The following is a 24,726-nucleotide window of genomic DNA, read 5'->3' on the forward strand; positions in this document are numbered from 1 at the left end:
GACCAGCCGCGCCCCGCCACCTAAATGGCGCGCCTTGCCCGATGGGGCGGAGTAGCTCAGGTGGTTAGAGCAGGGGAATCATAATCCCCGTGTCGGGGGTTCGAGTCCCTCCTCCGCTACCAGGCCCGGTGGGTCGATCCGGTTATCCCCAAACCGCCGGTAATCCATTCCTCAAGGCTGGAGCTGCCGGTTCATCCGGATAGCTGGCGCCCCTTGCCCTTTGCCGCGGCGGCTGCGGGCCGTGAACGGGAAGGCGCGGTCTACCGGAGCGACATCGACGGCCTTCGCTGCCTCGCCGTGGTGCCGCTGGTGCTGTGCCACACTGGAATAGCCGGTTTATCCAGCGGTCTCGTCGGCGTCGACATCGTCTTCGTCATTTCGGGCCTTCTCATCACCGGAATACTGGCGAGCGAGATCGAGCGTGGCACCTATTCGATCGCGAAGTTCTACGAACGCCGCGCGCGCCGCATCCTGCCGGCAGTTCTGACCGTCATTCTCGCCTGCCTCGTCGGCGGCTGGTTCATCCTGCTGCCGGACGAGTATGTCGCGCTCGGCAAGTCGGCCATTGCGGCGATCGGGTTCGCGTCGAACATCCGGTTTCTGACGGAAGGATCGAACTATTTCGGCGCCGACGTCGCCTTCGATCCGCTGCTGCACACCTGGTCGCTGGCGGTGGAAGAACAATTCTACCTCGTCTTTCCCGTCCTGCTCGTCGCGCTTTCGGGCCGTCATCGTCATCAGCGCCTGCGCGTGCTGGCTGCCCTGTGCGCCATCTCCTTCGCGATCTCTGTCTGGGGCGCGCATCGTGTCCAGATGATGGCGTTCTACCTTTCGCCCCTGCGGTTGTGGGAACTGGGGCTGGGATCGCTGCTCGCACTCGGCGCCATTCCCCCGGCGACGGATCGCCGCTGGTGCGAGGCGGGGGGCATCGCGGGTCTGTTCCTGATCGCTGCAAGTATCGCGCTTCTCACGGAAAACTCCCCGTTTCCCGGGCTCGCGGCGCTCCCCGTCTGTCTCGGAACGGTCCTGCTGATCTGGAGTGGAGCGAGCGGGACCTCCCTTGCCGCCCGCCTGTTGTCGCTGCGGCCTTTCGTGCTGATCGGACTCGTATCCTACTCGCTTTATCTCTGGCACTGGCCGCTGATCGTGCTGTTCCGGCTGCGGCTTTCGAGCGCCGATCTCCCGCTGTCCGTGGCGCTGATGGCGATCGGTCTGTCATTCGTGTTCGCCTGGCTATCCTGGCGCTATGTCGAGCAGCCCTTCCGGCGGCCGCGCAAGCCCGTTCGCACCGACCGCGCCAGGGCACTCGCGTGGTCAGGTGCGGCGATGGCGGGGGTGGCTGCCGCCGCGACGGTGCCGCTGACGATGGACGGGTTTCCCGACCGGTTGCCCGCGCCCACGCAGCTCGCCTATTCGGTCGCCAAGGCTCGCGGAACGCTCAGCCTCGAATACGAGCGGATGGAGCGTACGAGATTGCCGTGTGCGGTAGGCGAGGATCTGGCACCTTCGAGCGAGCCGGATCTTGTGATCTGGGGCGATTCCCATTCGCTGGCGATGGTCGCTGCCTTCGACGAGATACTGGACGAGCAAGGCCTGTCGGGTCTGGCCTATGTCCGTCCGTCCTGTGCCGCGATGGTGGGGCTGGGGCGCACCGACAAGGATGACGGGGAGCAATGCGAACGCCACAATCGCCGCGTGCTCGAGGAGATCGAGCGCCTTTCCGGCGACGAGACGGTGATTCTCATCAGTCGCTGGGCGCTGCTTACCGAGGGCGAGCGATCCGAAGGCGAAGCGGGAATCGATGCCGACCTTGCGGAGATGGAACGCGCGCGGCAACCCGAAGACGCCTCCAATCCGGCGCTGGTTCTCGAAGGACTGGACATGACGGTAAGGGAACTGACCGACGACGGGGTCGATGTCATCGTCATGCGGCCCACGCCCGAATTCGGCTACGACATTCCCAAGGCGATGGCGCGCCGGACCTGGACGGGCGTATCGCCGCGCGCGGTGGACCGGGGCGACTATGTCCGCCGCGCGGCCGAAACCAATGCGATCATCGACACGGTGATTGCGCGGTACAACGCGAAGGCGTTGTCCCCCGCCGACGTGCTGTGCCCCGATGATTGCCGCACGCAGCTGGGCGACCGCATCCTCTACCGTGACGACGATCACCTCAGCCTCGCCGGATCGGAATGGCTGCTGCGCGAGATGATGCGGCGCGGGGTGCTGTCGATACCCGACACGCCGGGTTGATGATAATAGACGCCGGGGGCATCGGCGATTGACCTTGGCGGGTGCGTCATTATCCCCCACCGTCATGTCCGAACCTCTGCCGCCGCCGCCCGACCTTGCCGCGCTTCGCTCGGGACAGACGATCGCGCTGTTCCTGGATTTCGACGGCACGCTCGTCGAACTGGCCGACACCCCCGACGCCATTACCGTGCCTTCGAACCTGCACGAGCGGCTGTGCGCGCTGGCGGATCGGCTGGGCGGGCGGCTGGCGCTCGTCAGCGGACGCGCCATCGTCGATCTGGAACGCCATGTCGGGCCGGTGGCGCTCGCCTGCGCGGGTTCGCATGGCGGCCATTGCCGGGATGCGACGGGCAGGGCGGTGGGCAATGTGCCGGGGGGGCTGCCACCGCGCTCGCTTGCCGATATCCGCGACTTCGCGCAGGAGCACGGCTTCGCGCTGGAGGACAAGCCGCACGGCGCGGCGCTGCATTACCGGGCCGACCCCTCGCTGGAAGAGCGCGGGCTGGCCTTCGCCCGGGACATCGCCGCCGAACACGATCTCGACGTCAAGCGGGGAAAGTTCCTCATCGAGCTGGTCGGGCGGGGCGCCAACAAGGGCAGCGCGGTGCGCGCCTTCATGGACCGCGACCCGTTCGCCGGTGCGGTGCCGGTCTTCGTGGGCGATGACGTGACCGACGAGGACGGCATGTGCGCCGCCGCCGACCTCGGCGGATTCGGCATCGCCGTGGGGGACCGGCGCAACGAGCAGGCGAAATACAACCTTGCCAGCGTTGCCGCAGTGCACCATTGGCTGGGCCTGTGACCCAGCAGACCAGCGCACCGCCCCTTCCCGCCCATGTCTCCGACCTCGAATTGTGGCCGGTCGGCAATTGCCAGGTCTCCGGCCTCATCGACCGGCGCGGCGGCATCGTGTGGGGCTGCGTGCCGCGCGTCGATGGCGACCCGACCTTTTGCGCTCTGCTCAACGGGTCCTCGCAGGATGTCGGCGTCTGGCGGTTCGAGCTGGAAGGGCAGGTGTCCGCCCGGCAGGAATATATCCGCAACACGCCCAACCTCGTCACCACGCTGGAGGCGGAGGATGGCAGCGCGGTGGAGATCCTCGATTTCTGTCCGCGCTTCGAGCGATCGGGGCGGATGTACCGCCCGGTCGCCTTCGTGCGGATCGTGCGGCCCGTATCGGGCAATCCGCGCATCCGCGTCGCGCTCAGCCCGATGCGCAACTACGGCGCCTCCACCGTGGAGACGACCAACGGCACCAATCACATCCGCTACCTGTTGCCGCAGCAGGCCCTGCGGCTGAGCACCGATGCCTCGGTCGGCTACATCCTCGAGAACCGGTTCTTCCGCATCGAGGACGACATGCACTTCTTCCTCGGCCCGGACGAGCCGTTCGTCGGCAATCTGCGCGAGGAAGTGCGCCATATGGAGCAACTGACGCGCAAGTACTGGCAGCACTGGGTGCGCGGGCTGGCGACGCCGTTCGAATGGCAGGACGCGGTCATCCGCGCCGCGATCACGCTCAAGCTGTGCCAGCACGAGGAGACGGGCGCCATCGTCGCGGCGCTGACGACCTCGATCCCCGAGGCGCCCGGCAGCGAGCGCAACTGGGACTATCGCTACTGCTGGATCCGCGATTCGTACTACACGGTGCAGGCGCTCAACCGGCTCGGCGCGCTCGACGTGCTGGAGAAGTATCTCGGTTATCTGCGCAACATCGTCGACGAGGCGCAGGGCGGACAGGTGCAGCCGCTCTATTCGGTGATGGGCGTCGCCGAGCTGGACGAGACGACCGCCGCCCACCTCGCCGGCTACCGCGGCATGGGACCGGTGCGGATCGGCAACGCCGCCTACAAGCAGGTGCAGTACGATTGCTACGGCCAGATCGTGCTGCCGACCGTGCAGGGCTTCTTCGACAAGCGCCTGCTGCGGATCGCCGACGACCGCGACTTCACCGCGCTGGAGGAGGTGGGCGAAATGGCCTGGCTCAAGCACGACCAGCCCGACGCGGGCCTGTGGGAATTCCGCACCCGGCAGGAAACGCATACCTATTCCGCGGTGATGAGCTGGGCGGCCTGCGACCGGCTCGCAAAGACCGCCGATTTCCTCGGCAAGGACGATCGCCGCGCGCTGTGGCAGGAACGCGCCGACGCCATTCGCGATACGGTGGAGGCGAAGGCCTGGAAGGGCGAGAACGGGGAAGGCCATTACGGCGCCAGCTTCCAGAGCGACTATCTCGATGCGAGCCTGCTGCAATTGCTCGAACTGCATTATCTCGATCCCGATGACGCGCGCTTCCAGAAGACCTTCGCCCTGATCGAGCGCGACCTGCGCCGGGGCGAGCACATGCTGCGCTACGCGGCGGAGGACGATTTCGGCGCGCCCGAGACCGCCTTCAACATCTGCACCTTCTGGCTGATCGAGGCGCTGGCGCTGATGGACCGCAAGGAAGAGGCGCGCGACCTGTTCTGCTCCATGCTCGCCCATCGCACCGGGTCGGGCCTCCTGTCGGAGGACATGGACTTCGAAAACGGCGAATTGTGGGGGAACTTCCCCCAGACCTACTCGCTGGTCGGTATAATCAATTGCGCCGGGCTGCTGTCGCAAAGCTGGAGCACCGTGCGCTGAGCTTTAGCGTTCCGACAGGGGAAACGTCATCGCCAGGCTAGTCGTCATATCGAACCGGGTCGCCGTGCCCAAGGCGCGCGGCGTGCCCGGCGCGCAGGGCGGACTGGCCGGCGCACTCAACGCGGCTCTGCGCGACCACGGCGGCGTGTGGTTCGGGTGGTCCGGCCAGGAAACCGACGAATTCACCGGCAGCGTGAATTACGTCCGCTCGGCCGAAGGGGTGACGACGGCGACCATCGATCTCGAGCATCAGGACGTGCAGGAATACTATTACGGCTACGCCAATTCCACGCTCTGGCCGCTGTTCCACTACCGCATCGACCTGACGCAGTACGAGCGCGAGTTCGGCAAGGGTTACGAGCGGGTCAACCGCCGGTTCGCCGAAAGCGTGCTGCCGCTGATCGACCCGGGCGACATGGTGTGGGTCCACGATTACCACCTGCTGCCCCTGGGCAATCAGCTGCGCGAGAACGGGGTGACGAACAAGCTCGGCTTTTTCCTCCACACGCCGTGGCCGCCGACCAATTTGTTCGTGTCGCTGCCCTATCACGACCGGCTCGTCAGGACGATGCTGGCCTACGATCTGCTCGGTTTCCAGAACAACACCTGGCTCGAAAGCTTCCTGCACTACTGCGGGAAGGAGCTGGGGGCCGACGTCGATCACGCAAGCGGCCGCATCACACTCGACGGCAAGGTGACGACAGCGCGCGCCTATCCGATCGGCATCGATTACGATCACTTCGTCCAGAAGGGTGATACCGGGGAGGCGCGGCAGGCGCAGCAGCGTCTCATAAGCTCGTGCCGCCGCCGGACCGCGATGATCGGGGTCGACCGTCTGGACTATTCCAAGGGCCTGCCCGAACGGCTCGACGGTATCGCCCGTTTCTTCGACCGCCATCCGGACCGGGTGCGCGACCTGGTATTCATCCAGATCGCGCCGCCGAGCCGCGAAAACCTGGAGAGTTACCAGGATATCCGGGAAACGCTGGAACAGAAGACCGGGCAGATCAACGGTGCCCGCTCGGAAGTCGATCTCGTTCCCGTGCGCTACGTGAACAAGGGGCAGAGTCAGGAACAGCTGTTCGGCTTCTATCGCGCCAGCAAGATCGGCCTAGTCACGCCCTTGCGCGACGGGATGAATCTGGTGGCGAAGGAATATGTCGCGGCGCAGGATCCGGACGATCCCGGCGTGCTGATCCTCTCGCAATTCGCCGGCGCGGCGCAGCAATTGTCCGATGCGCTGCTGGTCAATCCGCATAGCGCGGACGACATCGCGCACAACATCCGGCTCGCGCTCGACATGCCGCTCGAGGAGCGGAAGGAAAGGCACGGAAAACTGCTGAAGTCGGTGCGGGAAGAAAACGTGCAGCGCTGGACCGCGAATTTCGTGGACGACCTGTCGCAGGCCGGCTGACTGCGATCCCGCAATGGCGAGGGGCCGTTCGCACGCCTCCCACGCCCCGTGCCCCGCGTCATTTACTTCGACAACCCGGACCCTGTGCAAAGCCTGCGTTGCCGTTGCCCCCGCGCAGTTTCAGCCGAGCCGCACGAAGTCTGGTCCGGCTTCGGCCTCGCCGCCCCAGCCGCAGACTTCAGATCGTCGCGAACAGCGCAGACAGGGCGAGGAAGGCCAGGGCGAGGGTGGATAGCTGAAACAGGCGCAGACGCACCGCGATACGGTTGACGGTCGCCTGCCAGATCGAATGGACGACGCGCAGGGCGGTATAGGCCCAGGCGGCGATGACCTGCACCTCGCCTGTTCCGGCGATCGCGAGAATGACCGTGACCGCGTAGAACAGGGTCGGCTGTTCCATCAGATGCGCGTAATTGTGCGCCTTCCAGTTGACCTTGTCGGGCAGCACGCCATCCAGATCCTGCCCGCGTCCGCCGGTCCTCTCGCCGATGTCGATGCCGGCTTGCTTCATGGCGGGAAAGCGCGTCTGCGCCATCCACACCAGCATGACGATCGACCAGACCGCCAGCGCGGCGGCGGGGGCGAGGATATCTGTCTGCATGGTACGTCTCCGTGTAGGTCTGTCCGGTCAGGCCTGCCAGACGGTCTGGCAGAACTGGCGCGGGTCGACATTCCCGCCTGTCAGCACGATCGCCGTCGTCCCGTCCAGCTTGGCCTTTCCCGCCAGCGCCGCCGCGAGCGCCACCGCGCCGCCCGGCTCCAGTACCAGCCGCAGCTCGGCAAAGGCGAAACGCTGCGCCTCGCGCACCTCGGACTCGCTCACGCGCAGGCCGTAGGAACAGCGTTCCTTCAGCACCGCGAAGTTTACAGGGCGCGTGGCGAAGGTCTGCAGCGCGTCGCACCGCGTCCGGGGCGGGTTATCGCCGACGTCCTGTATCGCGCCCGATTCGATGGAACGGCACACGTCGTCCCAGCCTTCCGGCTCGACCGGCACCACCGTCGCATCCGGGCAGGCAAGGGCGATACCGGCGGTCAGGCCACCGCCGCCGCAACACACGAGGATGCGGGTGGGGGCGGGTTCCTCCATCGCCTCGAGCTGAGCGGCAATCTCGATCCCGGCGCTTCCCTGCCCCTCGATCACCCACGGGTCGGCATAGGCGTGGACGTAAGTGCAGCCGCGTTCGTCGGCGAGCGCCTGCGCGATGGCCTCGCGGTTCTGCGTCATGCGGTCGTAGGTGACGATTTCGGCCCCCATCTTTCGGGTGCGGTCAAGTTTGATGCGGGGCGCGTCCTCCGGCATCACGATGGTCGCCGCCATCCCGAGACGCCGCGCCGCCCAGGCGATGCCCTGCGCGTGATTGCCGCTGGATACGGCGACGACGCCGCGCGCACGCTCGCCCTCGTCAAGGTCGCTGAGCCGGTGCCATGCGCCGCGGATCTTGAACGCGCCGACAGGTTGCAGGCATTCGGCCTTGGCAAAGACACGCGCGCCGTTCAGTTCGACCGGCAGGAGCGGGGTCGGCGGCAGGAGGTGTGACACCTTTTCCGCCGCGCGAAGCACGCCCGCGCGGGTAGGGGAACGGGAGGGCTGATCCATGGGTGTCCCGATATCCCGCTTTCCTACATCCTGTCACGCGCGGCAGCACGCCGCGATGTCGATTGTCCGCTCCCGGATCGCAGATTTCCACCGTTCGGGGCCGGCCGGACGGGTCATGCGCGTTTCGCTCCCGAACACTGTCACACCTGTCACACCTTTGCGTCCTGCCGCTTTGCCCTTGCAATCCCGGCGCGATGTGGAACGGCGCGGCGCACGTCCCGTTGAACGGACAAACCAGGCAGGAGAACCACGACCCCATGACCGAGCAGAAGATCAACGACACGCGCAAGGCCGAACTGCTGTCCACCCAGGTCGAACATATCGACATCACCCAGTTCGACGCGCGGCCCATCATCGATTCGATGGGCAAGATGAGCTTCACCAGCCGCGACCTGTCGCGCGCCACCGGCATCTACAACCAGATGCTCAAGGACGAGGACTGCACGATCTTCCTGGTGGTAGCCGGCTCCACCAGCGCGGCCGGCTGCATGGACCTGTATGCCGAACTGGTCCGTTCCAACATGGTCGACTGCGTCGTGGCGACGGGGGCGACCATCGTCGACATGGACTTTTTCGAAGGGCTCGGACACAAGCATTACCAGGCGCTGGAAGTGCCCGACGACGACACGCTGCGCTCGCTCTACATCGACCGGATCTACGATACCTACATCGACGAGGAGCAGTTGCAGGACTGCGACTTCACGATCAACGAAATCGCCAACGGGCTGGAGCACCGCGGCTATTCGAGCCGCGAATTCATCCGCGAGATGGGCCGCTACCTGGTCGAGAACGGCAAGAAGGAAAACAGCCTCGTCAAGCTCGCCTACGAACACGACGTGCCGATCTTCTGCCCCGCCTTCGTCGACAGTTCAGCCGGTTTCGGCCTGGTCAAGCACCAGGTCGACCAGATGAAGAAGGGGGAAGGCTACATGTCGATCGACGCCGTGGCCGACTTTCGCGAGCTGACGCAGATCAAGATCGAAAGCGGGGATTCGGGGCTGCTGATGGTGGGCGGCGGCGTGCCCAAGAACTTCATCCAGGATACCGTCGTATGCGCGGAGATCCTCGGCCACGAGGACGTCTCGGTCCACAAATATGCCGTGCAGATCACCGTGGCCGACGTGCGCGACGGGGCCTGTTCCTCCTCGACGCTGCAGGAGGCGGCGAGCTGGGGCAAGGTCAATACCGGAATCGAGCAGATGGTGTTCGCCGAAGCCGGCAGCGTCATGCCCCTGCTCGCCAGCGATGCCTATCATCGCGAACACTGGAAGACCCGCGAAAAGCGGCGCTGGGCCAAGCTGTTCGAGCGCGACTGACAGCCAGCGGGCGGAGTCGGAAAGACGATGGACCAGTTCGAATGGAGCGGTGCCGAGGCGCTGATCGCCAGCGTCGCGCTGCTCCTGTCCGTCCTTTCCTTCGGGTTCACCTACTGGCTCGATCGTCGCGGTCATCACCGGGAGGACCGTATCGAGAAGTCGAGCGCGTATCTGGGCCTCGAACTCGCCTCCATCGAGGTGTTCAAGTACAAGGCCGAGCATTGGGACGCGCTCGAATGGGGCGAAACCGGCATCAACCCGCTCGATAAGCCTGCTGCTCAGTCGCGCGAGGAGGCCGACGCGTTCTTTTACCAGTGTCTCAATCTGTTCGAGGTTGCCAGCCGGTTCCGCAAGGATGGCGTAATTCAGCCGGAAATCTACGCCAGCTGGGTCGCATGGTTTTACGAGACACTGGAATACGGGTATTTCCGCGAACGCTGGGCCGCCGAATACCGTGACAACTACACAACAGAGACGCGCGACATCTTCGATGCGGGATGCGCGCTCAACTGGTCCGGCGGAAGCGAAAACCTGCGGCGGGAAAAGTTCTACGCGACAACCGGCCAGATCGTCGGTTGCGAGGAAATCGCGCGCTGGCGGGGCGAAGTCCCGGAAGAGCGGAATCAGGCGAACGCCCTTCGCGATCACGCAGGCTGCACGCTCGCATGGCACGGTTCCGATCTACCGGCCGGAGAAGCGGCCGATTTCGCAGCCACGGTCATCGGCTCGCAGAACTCCTACATCAGCCACGGTGAAATACAGACCGGCCTGTCGCGGGACGGGGAAACCTGGATCGGCAATCTGCGCGACCGGTTTTCCCGCGACTTCGCTAACGATCCGGATGGCGAAACCCTGCTCGTGCGGGACCGGAACGGATCGATCATCGGTCTCCTCGTTCTCGCCTGGAGTCCTGACGGCGAGGCGCGCTACGCCACGATAGAGGATATGGCCATCGCGTCCGAGCATCGCGGAGAAGGGCTGGGCCGGATCATGCTCGATGCCGCCATCGAACGCGCTTCGGCTAGCGAGGCCGACTGGGTTTTCCTCGAAAGCGGGCACGCGAACGAGGACGCCCACCACTTCTTCGAACATAATGGATTCGCGAAGATCAGCTCCGTTTTCGGCAAGCGGATCGGAGCCCCCATGGCGCGCGAATGACAGCCATCGCTTTTCACTTGCGGTTCACCCACACGCGCCTATATGCGCGCCTCCGCTGCCCCAAGGGACTTCCACCGCAAGGCAGCAAGAAACGAACCCCGGAGGTCCCTTGAATTGTTCCAGTATCCCGACGCCAAGGCTGTAGTCCGCGCCCTCGAGCCGGACGAGCCTGCCATTCTTACGCGTCCGCACGCAGCGGCGCGCGCGGCCCGCTTCTTCGTGGAGCGGTTTCCGGGCAAGGCGATGTATGCGGTAAAGGCCAACCCTTCGCCGCAACTGATCCGTATCCTGTGGAAAGCGGGCGTCACGCATTACGACGTCGCCAGCATCGGCGAGGTGCGGATGGTTCGCCGCGAGCTGCCCGATGCGACGCTGTGCTTCATGCACCCCGTAAAGACCGCTCGCGCCGTGCGCGAGGCGTATTTCGAGCACGGGGTGAAGACCTACAGCCTCGATACTCTGGAAGAGCTCGCAAAGATCGTCGAGGCGACCACGGCCGGGGACGGTTCGCCGGCCAGGGATCTCAACCTGCTGGTGCGGCTGCGTGTCAGTTCCGAACATTCCGAGCTGTCGCTGGCGGCCAAGTTCGGCGTCGATCTGGTCGAGGCCGCGCCGCTGTTGCAGGCGACCCGGCAGCATTGCGATGCGCTCGGCATCTGCTTTCACGTCGGCAGCCAGGCGATGACGCCCTTCGCCTACGTCCAGGCGCTGGAACGCGTGCGCGCTGCCATCGCCGAAGCTGCGGTGACGGTCGACATCGTCGATGTGGGCGGCGGTTTTCCGAGCGTTTATCCGGGACTCGAACCGCCCGCGCTGGAGGATTACTTCGCGCTGATCCACCGGCATTTCGAGGCCCTGCCGATCAGCTATTCGGCGGAATTGTGGGCCGAGCCGGGCCGTGCGCTGTGCGCCGAATATTCCAGCATTATAGTTCGCGTGGAAAAGCGCCGCGGCGACGAACTGTATATCAACGACGGGGCTTACGGCGCGCTGTTCGACGCTGCCCACGTCGCCTGGCGCTTTCCGGTCCGCGCGCTGGAGGACGACCTTCGCGAACCGCTGGCGGAATTCGCCTTCTACGGTCCGACCTGTGACGATGCCGACTACATGAAGGGGCCATTCATGCTGCCGGGCGACATCCAGGCTGGCGACTATATCGAGATCGGCATGCTGGGAGCCTACGGCGCCGCCATGAAGACCGACTTCAACGGCTTTGGTGCGACGGTCGCGGTAGAGGTGGCAGACGAGCCCATGGCGAGCCTCTACCGCGGTGACAGGCCCGATCCGCGCGCCAGCGACAACGTGGTCAGCCTGCGCTAATCAGGTCGGACACGGGCAGGGCGGTCAGCCTTTCTGGACTGTCACTTCCATGAATTGCGGCTTGCTTTTCGGCCCGTCGCCCAGAAGCGCGGAGGGATAATTGCCAGGCGGAAGGGATGCCAGCGGCATTCCGGCGGCGGCCAGTGCATAGGGGCTGACCCGGTGGCGCGTCACGAGCCCGCCGGCGCCGTCATTGACAAGCGGAGTTTCGAACTCCACCGCGAAAGTCGCCCCTTCGCTGCGCTTCACCTCGCAAACGACGAGCTGACCCGCTCCGAGATCGAGGACGAGACCCGTCCCGATCGGGACACCGACCAGTCCTTCGATCCGCGAGCCGGTGGTGGACAGGTCGCGCATCACGGCGTTGTAGCGGTGGTCTTCGTGAATAACGCCGATACGGCGGAACACGCTTCGCCGGTCGGCCCGGTAGGTGTCCGGCCCCCTCGGTTCGATCTTGAATCCACCGCTGGCGATGTTTTCGAGGATGTCTTCCTGCGGCCGGGCCTTCGAATAGATCCACCCCTGAATGTACTTGGCACCCTTGTCGCAGACGAGATCGAACTGGTCGAACGCCTCCACGCCTTCGACCGTGGTTTCCATGCCAAGCGCCGTGGACAGGCCGATGATAGCCGTGATGATCTTCGCGCTGTTCTGATCTTTCTGCGTGCAGGAATCGACGAAGCTCTTGTCTACCTTGATCTTGTCGAACGGGGCGGAGCGCAGATAGCTGAGCGAGGAATAGCCGGTTCCGAAATCGTCGAGCGCCAGACGCACACCCAGGGATTTCAGCGTCTTGAACGTCGCGTCCGTCGCCTCGCTGTCCCCCATGAACACCGTTTCGGTCAGCTCCAGTTCCAGCCGGTCGGGCGCTATCCCGCTTTCGGCGAGCGCGCTGGTGACGATGGCGGGGAAGCCGCTATTGGCGAATTGCTTGGCCGATACGTTCACTGCCACACGGACCGTTTCCGGCCATTCCAAGGCGTCCTCGCAGGCCTTTCGGATGGCCCATTCGCCGATCTGGTTGATGAGATTGCTGCTTTCCGCAACGGGAATGAAGACGCCAGGGCTGACCTGACCCCGCTCGGGATGCTCCCAGCGCATCAGCGCCTCGAAGCCGACGACATGGTTGTCCGCCGTGCGCACGACAGGCTGGTAGTGAAGTTCCAGCTCCTCCGCCGCCAGTGCTTCGCGCAGGTCGTCGAGCAGGAGCTGGCGTTCCTCTTCCTCGTCCTTGAGATCGGCGGAATAGAAGCGGAAGGTGCCGCGTCCGCTGTTCTTGGCAGCGTAAAGCGCCAGGTCGGCCGCCCGCACGAGTTCGTCCTTCTCCAGCCCGTCATACGGAGCGATGGAGATGCCTACCGAACTGCCGATCATCGCGCGGCGCCCGTCCAGATTGTATGGCTGCGTGAGAATGTTGATGATTTTCTCGGCCAGTTCACCAAGCCGGCCGCGGTCGTCCAGGTCGGGAACGATAACCTGGAATTCATCGCCGCCAAGGCGCCCGATCTCACCCGTTTCTCCGATCAGAGAGCGCAACCGGTCCGCGACCTGGCGCAGCAGTTCATCGCCCGCCGGGTGGCCCATCGTATCGTTGACCTGCTTGAAGCGGTCGAGATCGAGCATAAGCAGCGCGCAGGATCGCTTCGCGCTTTTGTAGGCGGCAAGCGTGGTGTCCAGGCGTCGTTCCATCCGGTGCCGGTTGGCAAGCCCGGTGAGCGAATCGTACTCGGCCAGACGCGAGTCCTCCAGCTTGCGCTGATAGGCCACCGTCACGTCCTTCGCGCTTCCCCGGTAGCCCAGAAACCTGCCACTCGCATCGAGTTTCGGATGCCCCGAAAGCGACCACCATTTCTGCTGCTGGGTGCCCGACGAAATCCGCACCACGAGATCTCCGATCTTGTTGCGCGCCGAAAGCTGGAAGTTGAGCGGGCGGTCGGAGCGTTCGTCGGGATTCTGCGGGTCGACTTCGAAAAGCGATGTCAGCGGCCTGCCAAGAACATCCTCGAGCGGGCTGCCGATCTTTTCGGCCGCCTTTTCGGAGAGGTAGATAAGGCGTCCTTCGGCGTCGCTGGCCCAGATCCAGCCGATCCCAGCCTGTTCGAAATCATCAAGTATCGCCAGCCTGCGGGTCGTATCGTCCTGCCGTACGGTGCCTGGCGTTTCGGAGTGCGCAACGGCCACCGCCCGCCGATCACCACCGGCATTTCCGAACCCCTTGAGCAGACTTCTGACCGGCATGGGTCCCCGCAATACTGGCGCGCCGGGAATTCGGCGTCGCGGGGGCTATGGGTGAAAATGGTTTATTCGGATTTAACGTATCTGCGCCGGCGTTGAAATCACGCGGCTTTTTGCAGTTCGAGGTCCAGGCGATCCCAGATCTCGACCAGAGAGTCGGTCAACTCCACCATCATGCCCTCGGTATGCGTGGGCCCGGGGGTGAACCGCAGTCGCTCGGTCCCGCGGGGCACCGTGGGGAAATTGATCGGCTGCACATAGACGCCGTATTCGGCGAGCAGAATGTCGCTGATCGTCTTGGCGCGCACCGGATCGCCGACCATCAGCGGAACGATGTGCGTAGTCGAATCCATCACCGGCAGTCCGGCCTCGCGGAAATGGCGCTTGAGCGAGGCGGCGTTCGCCTGCTGTGCCTCGCGCTCCACGCTCGATTCCTTGAGGTGACGGACCGAGGCAAGCACCCCCGCTACCAGCACCGGACTGAGCGACGTGGTGAAAATGAAGCCTGGCGCGTAAGAGCGAATACAGTCGATGACCTTGCGGCTCGATGCGACGTAGCCGCCCATCACGCCGAACGCCTTGCCCATCGTGCCTTCGATCAGGTCGATCCGGTGGGCGGCGTCGTCACGCTCCGAGATTCCGCCGCCGTGCTGGCCATACATGCCGACAGCGTGGACCTCGTCGATGTAGGTGAGGGCGTTGTACTTCTCGGCCAGGTCGCAGATTGCGTGGACCGGGGCGACATCGCCATCCATCGAATACACGCTCTCGAAGGCGATCAGCTTGGGCGTGTCCGCGTCTTCCGCCGCGAGAAGTTCCTCGAGATGGGCGAGGTCGTTGTGCCGGTACACCCGCTTCGGACAGCCCGAATTGCGAATGCCGGCGATCATGCTGGCGTGATTGAGTTCGTCCGAAAAGATCACGCAGCCCGGCAGTAGCTTCGCCAGCGTGGACAATGTCGCATCGTTGGAGACGTAACCGCTGGTGAAGATCAGCGCCGCTTCCTTGCCGTGCAGCCCGGCGAGTTCCTGCTCCAGCTGGATGTGATAGTGCGTGTTGCCACCGATATTCCGCGTACCGCCGGATCCCGCGCCAACATCGTGCAGCGCATCTTCCATCGCGGCGACGACCTTGGGATGCTGGCCCATCGAAAGGTAATCGTTCGAACACCACACGGTGATCGGCTTGGGGCCGTTGTGCCCGGCAAAGCAGCGCGCATTGGGGAACGCGCCCTTGTTGCGCAGGATGTCGATGAAGACGCGGTAGCGGCCTTCCGAATGCAGGCGGTCGATAGCCTCGTCGAAGATGTGTTCGTAATTCACTCGCCGCGTCCGCACTGCCCGCTGTTCTCGGCTTGCGACTTAAGCGCTTGGAGCGCCAGTTTGAAGGACGAAGTTTGCGAGACGTTCGCAACTAGAAGAGCGCTAGTTCATCGAGGCCATATCGAGCCATCGTCTTGGCAAAGCAGGGGCGACTGTCAGGCTGGGCGGTGAACACGGCGCGGTCCGCGCGTGATCGCGAGAAGGGTTGTCCGCGGGTCAGGTGGGCTATGCGGCGAGCGATGCCATTGGCCCCATCGACCAATCTTACGTGATCTCCGAAAACCTGCTGCAATTCGTCTCGCAACAAGGGGAAATGCGTGCAAGCCAGAACCACGGTGTCGATTACGTCGCCGAATTGTCGATCGCGCAATCCGGCAATTGCATCGCCGATGACCGCAAGATCGACCTTTTCACCCCGCATTTTCGCTTCGGCGGCATGGACAAGCTCGGGCGCCGGAAAGCGTATAAGTTTTCTGTCCGCCGCGAATTGGGCTTCGAGGTCGTTGACGTATTTCTGCCGGATCGTCGCCGCGGTGCCGAGCAAGCCGATCACGCCCGTTTCGGTCATCGCCGCGGCGGGCTTGATCGCGGGCACGGTGCCGACGATGGGAATTTCGAGCACGTCCCGCACCATTCCCAGCGCAATGGTGCTGGCGGTATTGCAGGCGATGCAGACGAGGCGCGGGGCATAGCGCTCGCTCATCCGCCCGAGCAATCCGGCAACCCGGGCCGCGATTTCCGCCTCGGTCTTCTCGCCATAAGGGAGGCCGGCGGTATCGGCCGCGTAGATCACCGGCGCTTCAGGTAGAATTTCGCGCAGGGCGTGCAGCACCGTGAGGCCGCCCAGTCCCGAGTCGAACAACAGGATTGGCGAACTGGGGTGGACTTGCAAGACGAACTCCGCTCCTCCGGGCGCTTTCGATAGCCCTTCGTGATGATCGGTCGCGGCCCTTGGCGGAAAAACTCGCCTTCGACAAGCATCGGGCGAACGGTTAGGGAGCGCGGGTGGACCAGATTCTCGCCCTTTTCATCGGTTATCTGTTCGGTTCGATCCCTTTTGGCCTGCTGATCGCCAGGCTGGCGGGGAAGGGTGACATTCGAACGATCGGCAGCGGCAATATCGGCGCCACGAACGTGCTGCGCACAGGTAGCAAGTGGCTTGCGGCGGCGACGCTGCTGCTCGATCTGGCCAAGGGTCTGGCACCTGTCCTGCTTGCGAAGGCGATGTTCGATCAGCCCACCGACCTCCCGCAGGCCGCGTGGGGCCCGGCGCCGCTTGCGGCCCTGGGTGCGGTGCTGGGTCACTGCTTCCCCGTGTGGCTAGGCTTTCGTGGGGGAAAGGGTGTTGCGACCAATGCCGGCGTCGCGTTCGGTCTGTCGTGGCCGATCGGGTTGATTTACGCTGCGGTATGGCTGTTGATGCTTGCCCTGGTTCGGATCAGCTCCCTTGCCGGAATGTGCGCGGTGGTCGCCGCCGCGGTTGCCGCCTGGCTGTTCGGCAATGTGCAATACGTGCCGGTCCTGATCGTCATCGCCATCCTCGTTATCTGGCTGCACAGGGCAAATATCGGGCGACTTTCGCGCGGCGAGGAACCAAAGGTCGGCGGGGGAAGGTGACCGCTTCCGCGTTGACCCAGGACGAGGCTTTCGCCCGCATCCGCCTGTTACGCTCGGCCAATATCGGGCCGGTCAGCTATGCCCAGCTACTCGCCCGGTTCGGCAATGCACAAGCGGCCGTGGAGGCACTTCCCGACCTCGCCAGCCGCGGCGCGCGGCGGGATTACACGCCTGCCCGGAGGGACCGCGTCGAGGCGGAAATAGCCGCCGCGCGGCGGGCGGGCGCGCGTTATGTCTTTCACGATTCACCCGATTATCCCGCGAACCTCGCAGACATCGAAGGCGCCCCGCCGATCCTGACCGTGCGCGGCGACCTGTCGCTGGCGTCGCGCCCGTGCGTAGCGATGGTCGGTGCACGCAACGCATCTGCCGCCGCAGTGAAACTGGCGCGCGACTTCGCGCAAGGACTATCGGCACAGGGGTTCGTGGTCGTGTCCGGGCTGGCCCGCGGAATCGATGGTGCCGCGCACGAGGGCTCGATGCCCGCGACCATCGGGGTCATCGCCAGTGGCATCGACGTCGCCTATCCCCATCAGCACGCAGACCTGCAGGAGCGCATCGCCGCCGATGCGCTGCTCGTTGCCGAGGAAGCGCCGGGAACGCAGCCGCGCGGCCAGCACTTCCCCAAGCGTAACCGGATCATCGCGGGTCTTTCGCTTGGCACCCTGGTCGTGGAGGCGGCGCTCAGGTCCGGCTCGCTCATCACCGCTCGGCTTGCCGGCGAGATGGGGCGGGAGGTGATGGCGATACCCGGCAGCCCGCTGGAAGCGCGCAGTCAGGGTTGCAACCAGCTGATCCGGGATGGCGCGGTGCTGGTGCAGTCGCCGGACGACGTGACCGAACTCCTATCCGGTTTCGACGGAACCCCCCGTTCCACCTTCCGCGAGACAGGAACCACCTTCGATCATCACCAGACATTCGAGGATACCGACAGCTTCGCGACATCCGATCCCGGCTCCATCGCCGGTCTGCTTACCCGCGCCCCGGTTGCGGTCGACGAGATCATTCGCCAGTCGGGTTCGAGCGCGGGGGCCGTACAGATGGCACTCCTCGAGCTGGAGATAGCCGGCCGGCTGGAGCGGCACGCGGGCGGCAGGGTCAGCCTGTCCGGATAGTCCTTGCGAAGCATATCGTCGAGCGAGGCCCTTCAGGGCGACCGGGCCGGCCATGCCGTTAAAAAATACCAGACAGCGGGGTTCGCATTGTGATCGCCGCAAAGCCGCTTGACGCCGCTACGAAACCGCAACCACCCTCGCGCGTATGTACACGCGTAAGGATCGCCACACCCCATCATGCAGCTAGTCATCGTAGAATCGCCGGCAAAGGCGAAGACCATCGAGAAGTACCTGGGCAAGGACTACAAGGTTCTCGCGTCCTACGGGCACGTCCGCGACCTGCCGCCCAAGGACGGCAGCGTACGACCGGACGAGGGTTTCGCCATGGACTGGGAAGTCTATGCGGACAAACGCAACCGCGATCAGGTCAAGGCCATCGCGGATGCGGCGAAGAAGTCCGACCGCCTCATCCTCGCCACCGACCCCGACCGGGAAGGGGAGGCGATCAGCTGGCACGTCCTCGAATTGCTGAAGAAGCGCAAGGCGCTGCCTTCCGATGTCGAACGGGTGACCTTCAATGCCATCACCAAGGCCGCGGTCACGGACGCGATGAAGGCACCGCGCGAACTCGATACGGACCTGATCGACGCCTATCTCGCCCGCCGGGCGCTCGATTACCTGTTCGGCTTTACGCTTAGCCCGGTGTTGTGGCGCAAGCTGCCCGGCGCGAAATCTGCGGGCCGCGTGCAATCGGTCGCGCTTCGCCTGATCGTCGATCGCGAGCGTGAGATCGAGGCCTTTCGGGCGGACGAATACTGGTCGATCGTCGCCAGGATGGAACAGGGGGGCACCAGTTTCGACGCGCGCCTCGTGCGCTTCGATGGCGAAAAGCTCGAACGGCTCTCCATCGGTGACGAAGGAACCGCCGACCGCGCGAAGAAGGCGGTCGAGGATGCACGCTTCACCATCGAGCAGGTCGAGACTAAACCGCTCAAACGCCATCCCTCGCCGCCGTTCACGACATCTACGTTGCAGCAGGAGGCAGCGCGCAAGCTGGGCTTTTCCTCCAGTCATACGATGCGGCTCGCGCAGTCGCTCTACGAGGCGGGCGCGATCACCTACATGCGTACCGACGGCGTGCAGATGGACGGCAGCGCGATCTCGGCCTGCCGCAAGGCCATAGCCGAACGGTATGACGGGCATTATCTGCCCGAAAAGCCCCGGCACTACAGCTCGAAGGCGAAGAACGCACAGGAAGCGCACGAGGCGATCCGTCCGACCGAATTCTGGCGCGATCGCGCCGGTTCTGGGGACGAGGCGAAACTGTACGACCTCGTCTTCAAGCGCGCGATGGCGAGCCAGATGGCGTCGGCTCGCCTGGAGCGTACCACCGTCACACTGCGCGATCCCACCGGCAGACACGAGTTGCGGGCGACCGGACAGGTTGTGAAATTTCCGGGCTTCCTGGCCGTTTACGAGGAGGGTCGCGATTCGAAGTCGGACGACGAGGACGACGGTCTGCTTCCGGCCATGCGCGAAGGCGACAGCCCGGCGAAGAAGGCGGTCGAGGCGACCCAGCACTTCACCCAGCCGCCCCCTCGTTTTTCCGAGGCGAGCCTGGTCAAGCGGCTGGAGGAACTGGGAATCGGTCGCCCGTCGACCTACGCCAGCACCATCCAGACGCTTCGCGATCGCGAATATGTGCGAATGGAGCAGAAGCGCTTTTTCGCGGAGGATTCAGGTCGCCTGCTGACCGCCTTCCTCGAACGCTTTTTCGAGCGCTATGTCGCTTACGAATTCACCTCCGGCATGGAGGACGAGCTGGACGAGGTTTCCGGCGGCCGCGCCGAATACAAGGCGCTGCTGGAAACCTTCTGGCGCGACTTCAAGCCCAAGAGCGACGAGGTGATGGAGCGCCAGCCTTCCGAAGTGACGGAGGTGCTTGATACATTCCTCGAGGATTACCTTTTTCCCCCCCGCGCTGACGGCCACGATCCGCGCTGGTGCCCGCTATGCGCCGAGCAGAACCGGACGGGAGGCGAACTGCACCTGCGCGGTGGACGCTATGGCGCGTTCATCGGATGCGTGAACTACCCCGAGTGCACCTTCCGCCGCAAATTCGGTCAGCCCGGCGAAGGTGACGGGTCGGACGATACGGTGATGGGCGAAGATCCCGACACCGGCCTGCCAGTTGAACGCAAGACGGGGCGCTTCGGCCCCTACGTCCAACTTGGCGAGGGGAAGGAAGCGAAGCGGGCGAGCATCCCCAGGGATATCGACGATTTTGATCTGGAATGGGCGCTGAAACTGCTCGCTCTGCCCCGTATCGTCGGCCAGCATCCCGAGACGGGCAAGGATATCGAGGCGAGTATCGGGCGCTACGGGCCTTATCTTCGCCACGACGGGAAATATGCGAAGCTGCAAAGCACGCGCGACGTGTTCGAAACCGGGATGAACGCCGCGGTGAGCCTGCTAGCGGAGGCCGCCCAGCGCAAGGGCGGGGGGCGGCAGAAGGCCGAACCGATAAAGACGCTTGGCAAGCATCCGACGAGCGAGGGCGAGATGAAGGTCATGCCCGGACGTTACGGCCCCTACGTCACCGACGGTACGACCAATGCGACAATCCCCAAGGACACGAAGCCCGAAGACTTGACCGAGGAGCAGGCGGTCGACCTCATCAACGCGCGCGCCGCGAAAGGGCCGACCAAGAAGAAGACCCGAAAGAAGGCCGCTCCAAAAAAGGCTAATGCGAAGAAGGCTACTGCGAAGAAGGCTACCGCGAAGAAGGCTGCCGCCAAGAGGGCACCGGCGAAGAAGAAGAAGGCCTCCGCCGCCAAAGAGGCTACGGAAAAGAAAGCGGAATGACGGCTGGCAGATTGCTTGAAGCCTCGGTCCGCCGCACCACATAGCCCGAATGCTGCAAGCGCGAACAGGTGCCCTCGGGATCAATCAGCCACTCCCGGTGGACGAAGCGGACGAGCAGGACGGGATCCCGCGACCCCGGCGTTACTGGTCTATCGCCGCGATCAGTTTCGGTACCGCCTTGCTGGTGATCGACGGAGCCATCGCCAACGTCGCGCTGCCTACGATCGCCCGCGATCTCGACGTTTCGAACGGTGTCGTCACCAATGTCGTGACCGTCTATCAGCTCGTTCTCGTAATGGTGTTGCTGCCCTTTTCGAGCTTCGGCGACAAGATCGGTCATCGTCGCCTGTATCAATGGGGACAGATGGTGTTCATGGCCGCGAGCGCGGCCTGCCTGCTGGCGAATACCTTTGCCGTGCTGATGGTGCTGCGTGCCCTGCAGGCCCTTGGTGCGGGAATGGCCCTGAGTGTTTCGGCCGCCATGCTGCGGCAGACCTATCCGGCGAGGAGCCTGGGCACGGGCATGGGGATCAATTCCGTAATCGTCGCCAGCTCCGCGGCCATAGCGCCGACGCTCGGAGGCTACATCGTCGGCCACCTCGCCTGGCAATGGGTATTCGTGGCTGCGGCCCCGCTGGCGATCGTATCGCTGTTGCTTGGCCGCTCCTTGCCCGATCCGGTACCGCAGCGAGACAAGCCCTCGGAAGTGGTGAGCGGAGTGTGGAGCGCGGCCTCCATGCTGTTCCTCATCGGCGGTATTCAACTGGCAACGCATGACAATTTCGCCATGGGCCTTGCCATCTTCGTTGGCGGCGTGGTTTCCATGATCCTTCTCGTCCGCCGGGAACGCTCGCGCACCGCACCCGTCGTTCCCGTCGACCTGCTGGCGAAACCGGTCCTGGGATTGTCGGCGCTGGCGGCGGTTGCCAGCTTCATTGCATCGGCCGCCCTTATGCTTTCGCTTCCTTTCCGGCTGGAGGAAGTCTTCGGTTTCGCGCCGCAGAAGGTGGGTTTGCTGCTTCTTCCTTTCCCGTTGACGCTGCTTGTCGTCGCTCCTCTCGCCGGGTGGATGAGCGACCGGATTGCCGCTACCAAGCTTGGGGTTACGGGCATGGCCATCGCGATTGTAGGTCTTCTGCTGCTCGCTGTCATGCCGACCAGCGCGGGCGAGACGGGCATCGCCTGGCGCCTGGCGCTGGCGGCAATCGGGTTCGGCCTGTTCTTCGCTCCCAATTCCCGCCTGCTGATCGGACGGGCGCCCAAGGCCCGGGCGGCTGCCGCAGGCGGACTGCTGTCGACATCGCGACTGGTAGGGCAGGCGCTGGGCGCGGTGGTTCTGGGAATCCTGCTCGCCGGCGGTCTCGGCACCGGCCCGGCCCCGCTCTACGTTGCCTGTGCGCTTGCGGTGGTAGCGGCGGCATGCAGTCTGGCGCGCTTCGCCCAACGCGACAATCCGGCCAACGCCTGATTCCTCAGCGCACCCAGTCCAGCCCGATCTCTTCGTAGATTTCTCGGCTCTCGGCCCAGTTCTCGTCCACCTTGACGTGGAGGAACAGGTGAACCTTCTGCCCTAGCATGTCCGACAGTTCCTTGCGCGCCGCCTCGCCAATCTCCTTTATGCGCCGCCCGTTCTTGCCCAGCACGATGGGCTTCTGACTGGCCCGCGCGATGACGATCTGCTGCCGTATCTCGACACTGCCGTCCTCGCGCTGTTCGTAGCTTTCGGGACGCACGGCGGCGTCGTAGGGCAGCTCTTCATGCAGTTGGCGATAGACCTGTTCGCGCGTAACTTCGCTCGCGAGCAGGCGTTCGCTAGCGTCGGACACCTGATCCTCGGGATAGTGCCACGGGCCTTCGGGCATGAGCGCGGAGAGGGCGGTCTTCAGTTCGGGGACGCCATCACCGGTCAGTGCCGAGACGAAGAACACCTCTGCGAAATCGACCGCCTGGCCAAGCTCCTGCGCCAGTTCGAGTAGCGGTTCCTTCTTGCTGACGTCGACCTTGTTCAGAACCAGGATCTTGCGCTCCGAGCGGTGCTTCAACTGGTCGAGAAGCGGCATCAGTTCGTGCCGCCGCTGCTTCACCGGATCGACGACCAGCAGCACTGCGTCCGCCGCCACGGCGCCTTCCCACGCTGCGCTCACCATTGCCCGGTCGAGCCTTCGGCGCGGAGCGAAGATGCCGGGGGTGTCGACCAGGATCATCTGCGTCTCGCTCTCAAGCGCGATGCCCAGCAAGCGCGCGCGCGTGGTCTGGGCCTTTGCGCTGGTGATCGCGACCTTCTGCCCGACGAGCTGGTTGACCAGCGTCGACTTGCCCGCATTCGGCGCACCGATGACGGCGACGACGCCGCACCGTGTCTGGTCCGTTCCGCTCACCCGTATTTCTCCATGAACAACCTGGCGGCCTCCGTTTCGGCTTCCTGCTTGCCGCCGGCGCTGGCCTCGACCTCGCCGACCTTTTGCACGCGGACCCGGACGGTGAACCGCCGCGCGTGGTCGGGACCGGACGTGCCCGTCACCTCGTATTCCGGCGGACGGCGCTGATTGCCCGCCGCCCATTCCTGCAAGGCGCTCTTGGGATGCTTCGAACGCCCCGTCTTGCCGGCAACCGCGTCCTTCCAGATCCGGCGGACGAGATCTCTGGTGGCATCAAAACCGGTTTCGAGGAAGTTCGCGCCCAGCAGCGATTCCATGATGTCGCCCAGCACGTTATCACTATCCGCCGCACCGTCGTCGCGCGCCTGCTTGCCCATCCGGACATGCTCGGCCGCCCCGATCGCTCGAGCACGCGCGGCGCAGGTCTGACGACTGACGAGCGCGTTCAGGCGCTGGGCGAGCTGGCCTTCGGCGCTCTGGCTGCGGTCGTAGAGCCAGTCGGCGATGGACAGGCCGAGCACGCGGTCGCCGAGGAACTCGAGCCGCTCGTAATCGCGCGGGTCGCCGGTGCTGCCGTGGGTCAGCGCTTCTTTCCAGAGCGCTGCATCGCGCACCGTGAAGCCGGCATTCTCCAGCCAGCTGCGCGTTTCGGAGGGCAGATCGCTCAAATGCCGCGCCCGATGCGGCTCCACCTCGCGGCGGTGAACCAGGTCCAGGGGAGCAGCCATTCGGCACTGCCGTCGGTCGACCAGTACATGAAGCTGGCGCGCGCCACGAGGTTCTCCTGCGGGACCAGGCCGACCCAGCCGCCCGCGACGGAGGGGCGGCGACTGTCTTGCGAATTGTCGCGATTGTCGCCCATCATGAACAGGTACCCGTCGGGCACGATGACGGGGGCGGTGTCGTCCACATCGCCATCGGGGACAAGATCGAGGATGTTGTGTTCGACCCCGTTGGGCAGCGTCTCGCGGAACTGGGGATAACGGCACGCATAGCCACCATTGGCGGCGGCCTCGACGAAGCGACCGGAGAAGCACCGTCCGTCCTCGCGCAGCGGCAGCACGAAATCCTCGACCCGCTCCATGCCGACGGGCTGATCGTTGATGTTGAGAACGCCGTTGATCATCTGCACCTTGTCGCCCGGCAGGCCGATCACGCGCTTGATGTAGTCGGTGTGGTCGATGGGATGCTTGAAGATGACCACGTCGCCGCGTTCCGGGAGCGTGTTGAAGAGGCGGCCATCGCCCACGTCGATGTCCCCCGGCAGCGAGTAGCGCGAATAGCCGTAGGGCCACTTGGCGGCGAACAGGTAGTCGCCGACCAGCAGGCGGGGCATCATGCTTTCGCTGGGGATGTTGAAGCTGGTGAACACGAAGGTCCGGAACAGCAGCACGACGATCACCAGCTTGGCGAGGAACCACAGGTAGCTCTTCCAGTCCTCGCCTTCCTGGCGTTCGGCGGGCGGGCCGGCCGGGCGCGCGGCGGGATCGTCGATCTCTCTGATGTTCGGGTCGGTCATCGGCATCGGGTCATGTTGCCAGCGGGCGTGCGCGTCAAGCGCGACAATGGTG

At 64.6% G+C, this 24,726-nt stretch carries 19 protein-coding genes and 1 tRNA gene; 12 read left to right on the plus strand and 8 right to left on the minus strand.

Annotation, left to right across the window (positions count from 1 at the left end; all coding sequences use genetic code 11):
- Positions 1 to 45: 45 nt before the first annotated feature.
- The 5 genes from EG799_RS13425 to EG799_RS13445 all read left to right on the plus strand — a co-directional run bounded on the left by EG799_RS13425 (position 46) and on the right by EG799_RS13445 (position 6,292).
- A tRNA-Met gene (locus EG799_RS13425) sits at positions 46 to 122 on the plus strand.
- A gap of 91 nt (positions 123 to 213) precedes the next feature.
- Positions 214 to 2,253, plus strand: coding sequence for an acyltransferase family protein (locus EG799_RS13430; protein WP_158611079.1), 2,040 nt, complete (start codon positions 214 to 216; stop codon positions 2,251 to 2,253).
- 64 nt (positions 2,254 to 2,317) lie between these two features.
- Positions 2,318 to 3,055 (plus strand): trehalose-phosphatase, encoded by a 738-nt coding sequence (gene otsB / locus EG799_RS13435; protein ID WP_123882254.1) that lies wholly within the window; start codon positions 2,318 to 2,320, stop codon positions 3,053 to 3,055.
- Positions 3,052 to 4,878 (plus strand): glycoside hydrolase family 15 protein, encoded by a 1,827-nt coding sequence (locus EG799_RS13440; protein WP_123882259.1) that lies wholly within the window; start codon positions 3,052 to 3,054, stop codon positions 4,876 to 4,878. The genes otsB and EG799_RS13440 overlap by 4 nt, the downstream gene beginning before the upstream one ends.
- Positions 4,879 to 4,906: 28 nt before the next feature.
- Positions 4,907 to 6,292: an alpha,alpha-trehalose-phosphate synthase (UDP-forming) gene (locus EG799_RS13445; protein ID WP_123882262.1), complete on the plus strand. Its 1,386-nt coding sequence runs from the start codon at positions 4,907 to 4,909 to the stop codon at positions 6,290 to 6,292.
- A 178-nt stretch (positions 6,293 to 6,470) separates the two neighbouring features.
- Here the strand turns inward: EG799_RS13445 and EG799_RS13450 are convergent, their stop codons facing one another.
- Both EG799_RS13450 and EG799_RS13455 read right to left on the minus strand, forming a co-directional pair.
- Entirely contained in the window at positions 6,471 to 6,893 is a 423-nt protein-coding gene (locus EG799_RS13450; RefSeq protein ID WP_123882265.1) for an MAPEG family protein, read from the minus strand.
- Between the two features lie 27 nt (positions 6,894 to 6,920).
- The gene (locus tag EG799_RS13455; RefSeq protein WP_123882269.1) at positions 6,921 to 7,889 is read right to left on the minus strand and encodes a threonine ammonia-lyase; all 969 of its coding nucleotides are present in this window, start codon (positions 7,887 to 7,889) and stop codon (positions 6,921 to 6,923) included.
- Between the two features lie 257 nt (positions 7,890 to 8,146).
- Here EG799_RS13455 and EG799_RS13460 point away from each other — a divergent pair, with 257 nt between their 5' ends.
- From EG799_RS13460 to EG799_RS13470, 3 genes are all read left to right on the plus strand, one after another.
- Positions 8,147 to 9,205, plus strand: a complete 1,059-nt coding sequence (locus EG799_RS13460) for a 1,9-bis(guanidino)-5-aza-nonane synthase (RefSeq protein WP_123882272.1) — start codon at positions 8,147 to 8,149, stop codon at positions 9,203 to 9,205.
- A 27-nt stretch (positions 9,206 to 9,232) separates the two neighbouring features.
- On the plus strand, positions 9,233 to 10,363 hold the full coding sequence (locus tag EG799_RS13465; protein WP_123882275.1) for a GNAT family N-acetyltransferase: 1,131 nt from the start codon (positions 9,233 to 9,235) through the stop codon (positions 10,361 to 10,363).
- Between the two features lie 114 nt (positions 10,364 to 10,477).
- Entirely contained in the window at positions 10,478 to 11,683 is a 1,206-nt protein-coding gene (locus EG799_RS13470) for a type III PLP-dependent enzyme (protein ID WP_123882278.1), read from the plus strand.
- Between the two features lie 24 nt (positions 11,684 to 11,707).
- On the opposite strand, the gene EG799_RS13475 is transcribed toward EG799_RS13470, so the two are convergent.
- The 3 genes from EG799_RS13475 to murI form a co-directional block, all read right to left on the minus strand.
- Positions 11,708 to 13,921 (minus strand): putative bifunctional diguanylate cyclase/phosphodiesterase, encoded by a 2,214-nt coding sequence (locus EG799_RS13475; protein WP_123882281.1) that lies wholly within the window; start codon positions 13,919 to 13,921, stop codon positions 11,708 to 11,710.
- A 98-nt stretch (positions 13,922 to 14,019) separates the two neighbouring features.
- Positions 14,020 to 15,240: a 5-aminolevulinate synthase gene (gene hemA / locus EG799_RS13480; protein WP_123882286.1), complete on the minus strand. Its 1,221-nt coding sequence runs from the start codon at positions 15,238 to 15,240 to the stop codon at positions 14,020 to 14,022.
- 91 nt (positions 15,241 to 15,331) lie between these two features.
- A complete protein-coding gene (gene murI / locus EG799_RS13485; protein WP_325051119.1) occupies positions 15,332 to 16,102 on the minus strand; it encodes a glutamate racemase in 771 nt (256 codons plus the stop codon).
- A gap of 143 nt (positions 16,103 to 16,245) precedes the next feature.
- Between murI and plsY the strand changes: the two genes are divergently transcribed.
- The 4 genes from plsY to EG799_RS13505 all read left to right on the plus strand — a co-directional run bounded on the left by plsY (position 16,246) and on the right by EG799_RS13505 (position 22,245).
- On the plus strand, positions 16,246 to 16,857 hold the full coding sequence (gene plsY, locus EG799_RS13490) for a glycerol-3-phosphate 1-O-acyltransferase PlsY (protein ID WP_123882292.1): 612 nt from the start codon (positions 16,246 to 16,248) through the stop codon (positions 16,855 to 16,857).
- Positions 16,854 to 17,972, plus strand: coding sequence for a DNA-processing protein DprA (dprA, locus tag EG799_RS13495; RefSeq protein WP_123882295.1), 1,119 nt, complete (start codon positions 16,854 to 16,856; stop codon positions 17,970 to 17,972). The genes plsY and dprA overlap by 4 nt, the downstream gene beginning before the upstream one ends.
- Positions 17,973 to 18,149: 177 nt before the next feature.
- Positions 18,150 to 20,777, plus strand: coding sequence for a type I DNA topoisomerase (gene topA / locus EG799_RS13500; RefSeq protein WP_123882298.1), 2,628 nt, complete (start codon positions 18,150 to 18,152; stop codon positions 20,775 to 20,777).
- A gap of 49 nt (positions 20,778 to 20,826) precedes the next feature.
- On the plus strand, positions 20,827 to 22,245 hold the full coding sequence (locus tag EG799_RS13505) for an MFS transporter (protein WP_123882301.1): 1,419 nt from the start codon (positions 20,827 to 20,829) through the stop codon (positions 22,243 to 22,245).
- A 4-nt stretch (positions 22,246 to 22,249) separates the two neighbouring features.
- On the opposite strand, the gene era is transcribed toward EG799_RS13505, so the two are convergent.
- From era to lepB, 3 genes are read right to left on the minus strand one after another with little or no spacing between them, the layout of a single operon-like run.
- Positions 22,250 to 23,155, minus strand: a complete 906-nt coding sequence (era, locus tag EG799_RS13510; protein WP_123882304.1) for a GTPase Era — start codon at positions 23,153 to 23,155, stop codon at positions 22,250 to 22,252.
- Entirely contained in the window at positions 23,152 to 23,823 is a 672-nt protein-coding gene (gene rnc / locus EG799_RS13515) for a ribonuclease III (RefSeq protein ID WP_181950902.1), read from the minus strand. Before rnc ends, era begins: the two co-directional genes overlap by 4 nt.
- Positions 23,820 to 24,674, minus strand: coding sequence for a signal peptidase I (lepB, locus tag EG799_RS13520; RefSeq protein ID WP_123882310.1), 855 nt, complete (start codon positions 24,672 to 24,674; stop codon positions 23,820 to 23,822). Before lepB ends, rnc begins: the two co-directional genes overlap by 4 nt.
- Positions 24,675 to 24,726: the final 52 nt, after the last annotated feature.

Origin of the sequence: Aurantiacibacter spongiae, assembly GCF_003815535.1 — a bacterium.
Taxonomy (GTDB): domain Bacteria; phylum Pseudomonadota; class Alphaproteobacteria; order Sphingomonadales; family Sphingomonadaceae; genus Alteraurantiacibacter; species Alteraurantiacibacter spongiae.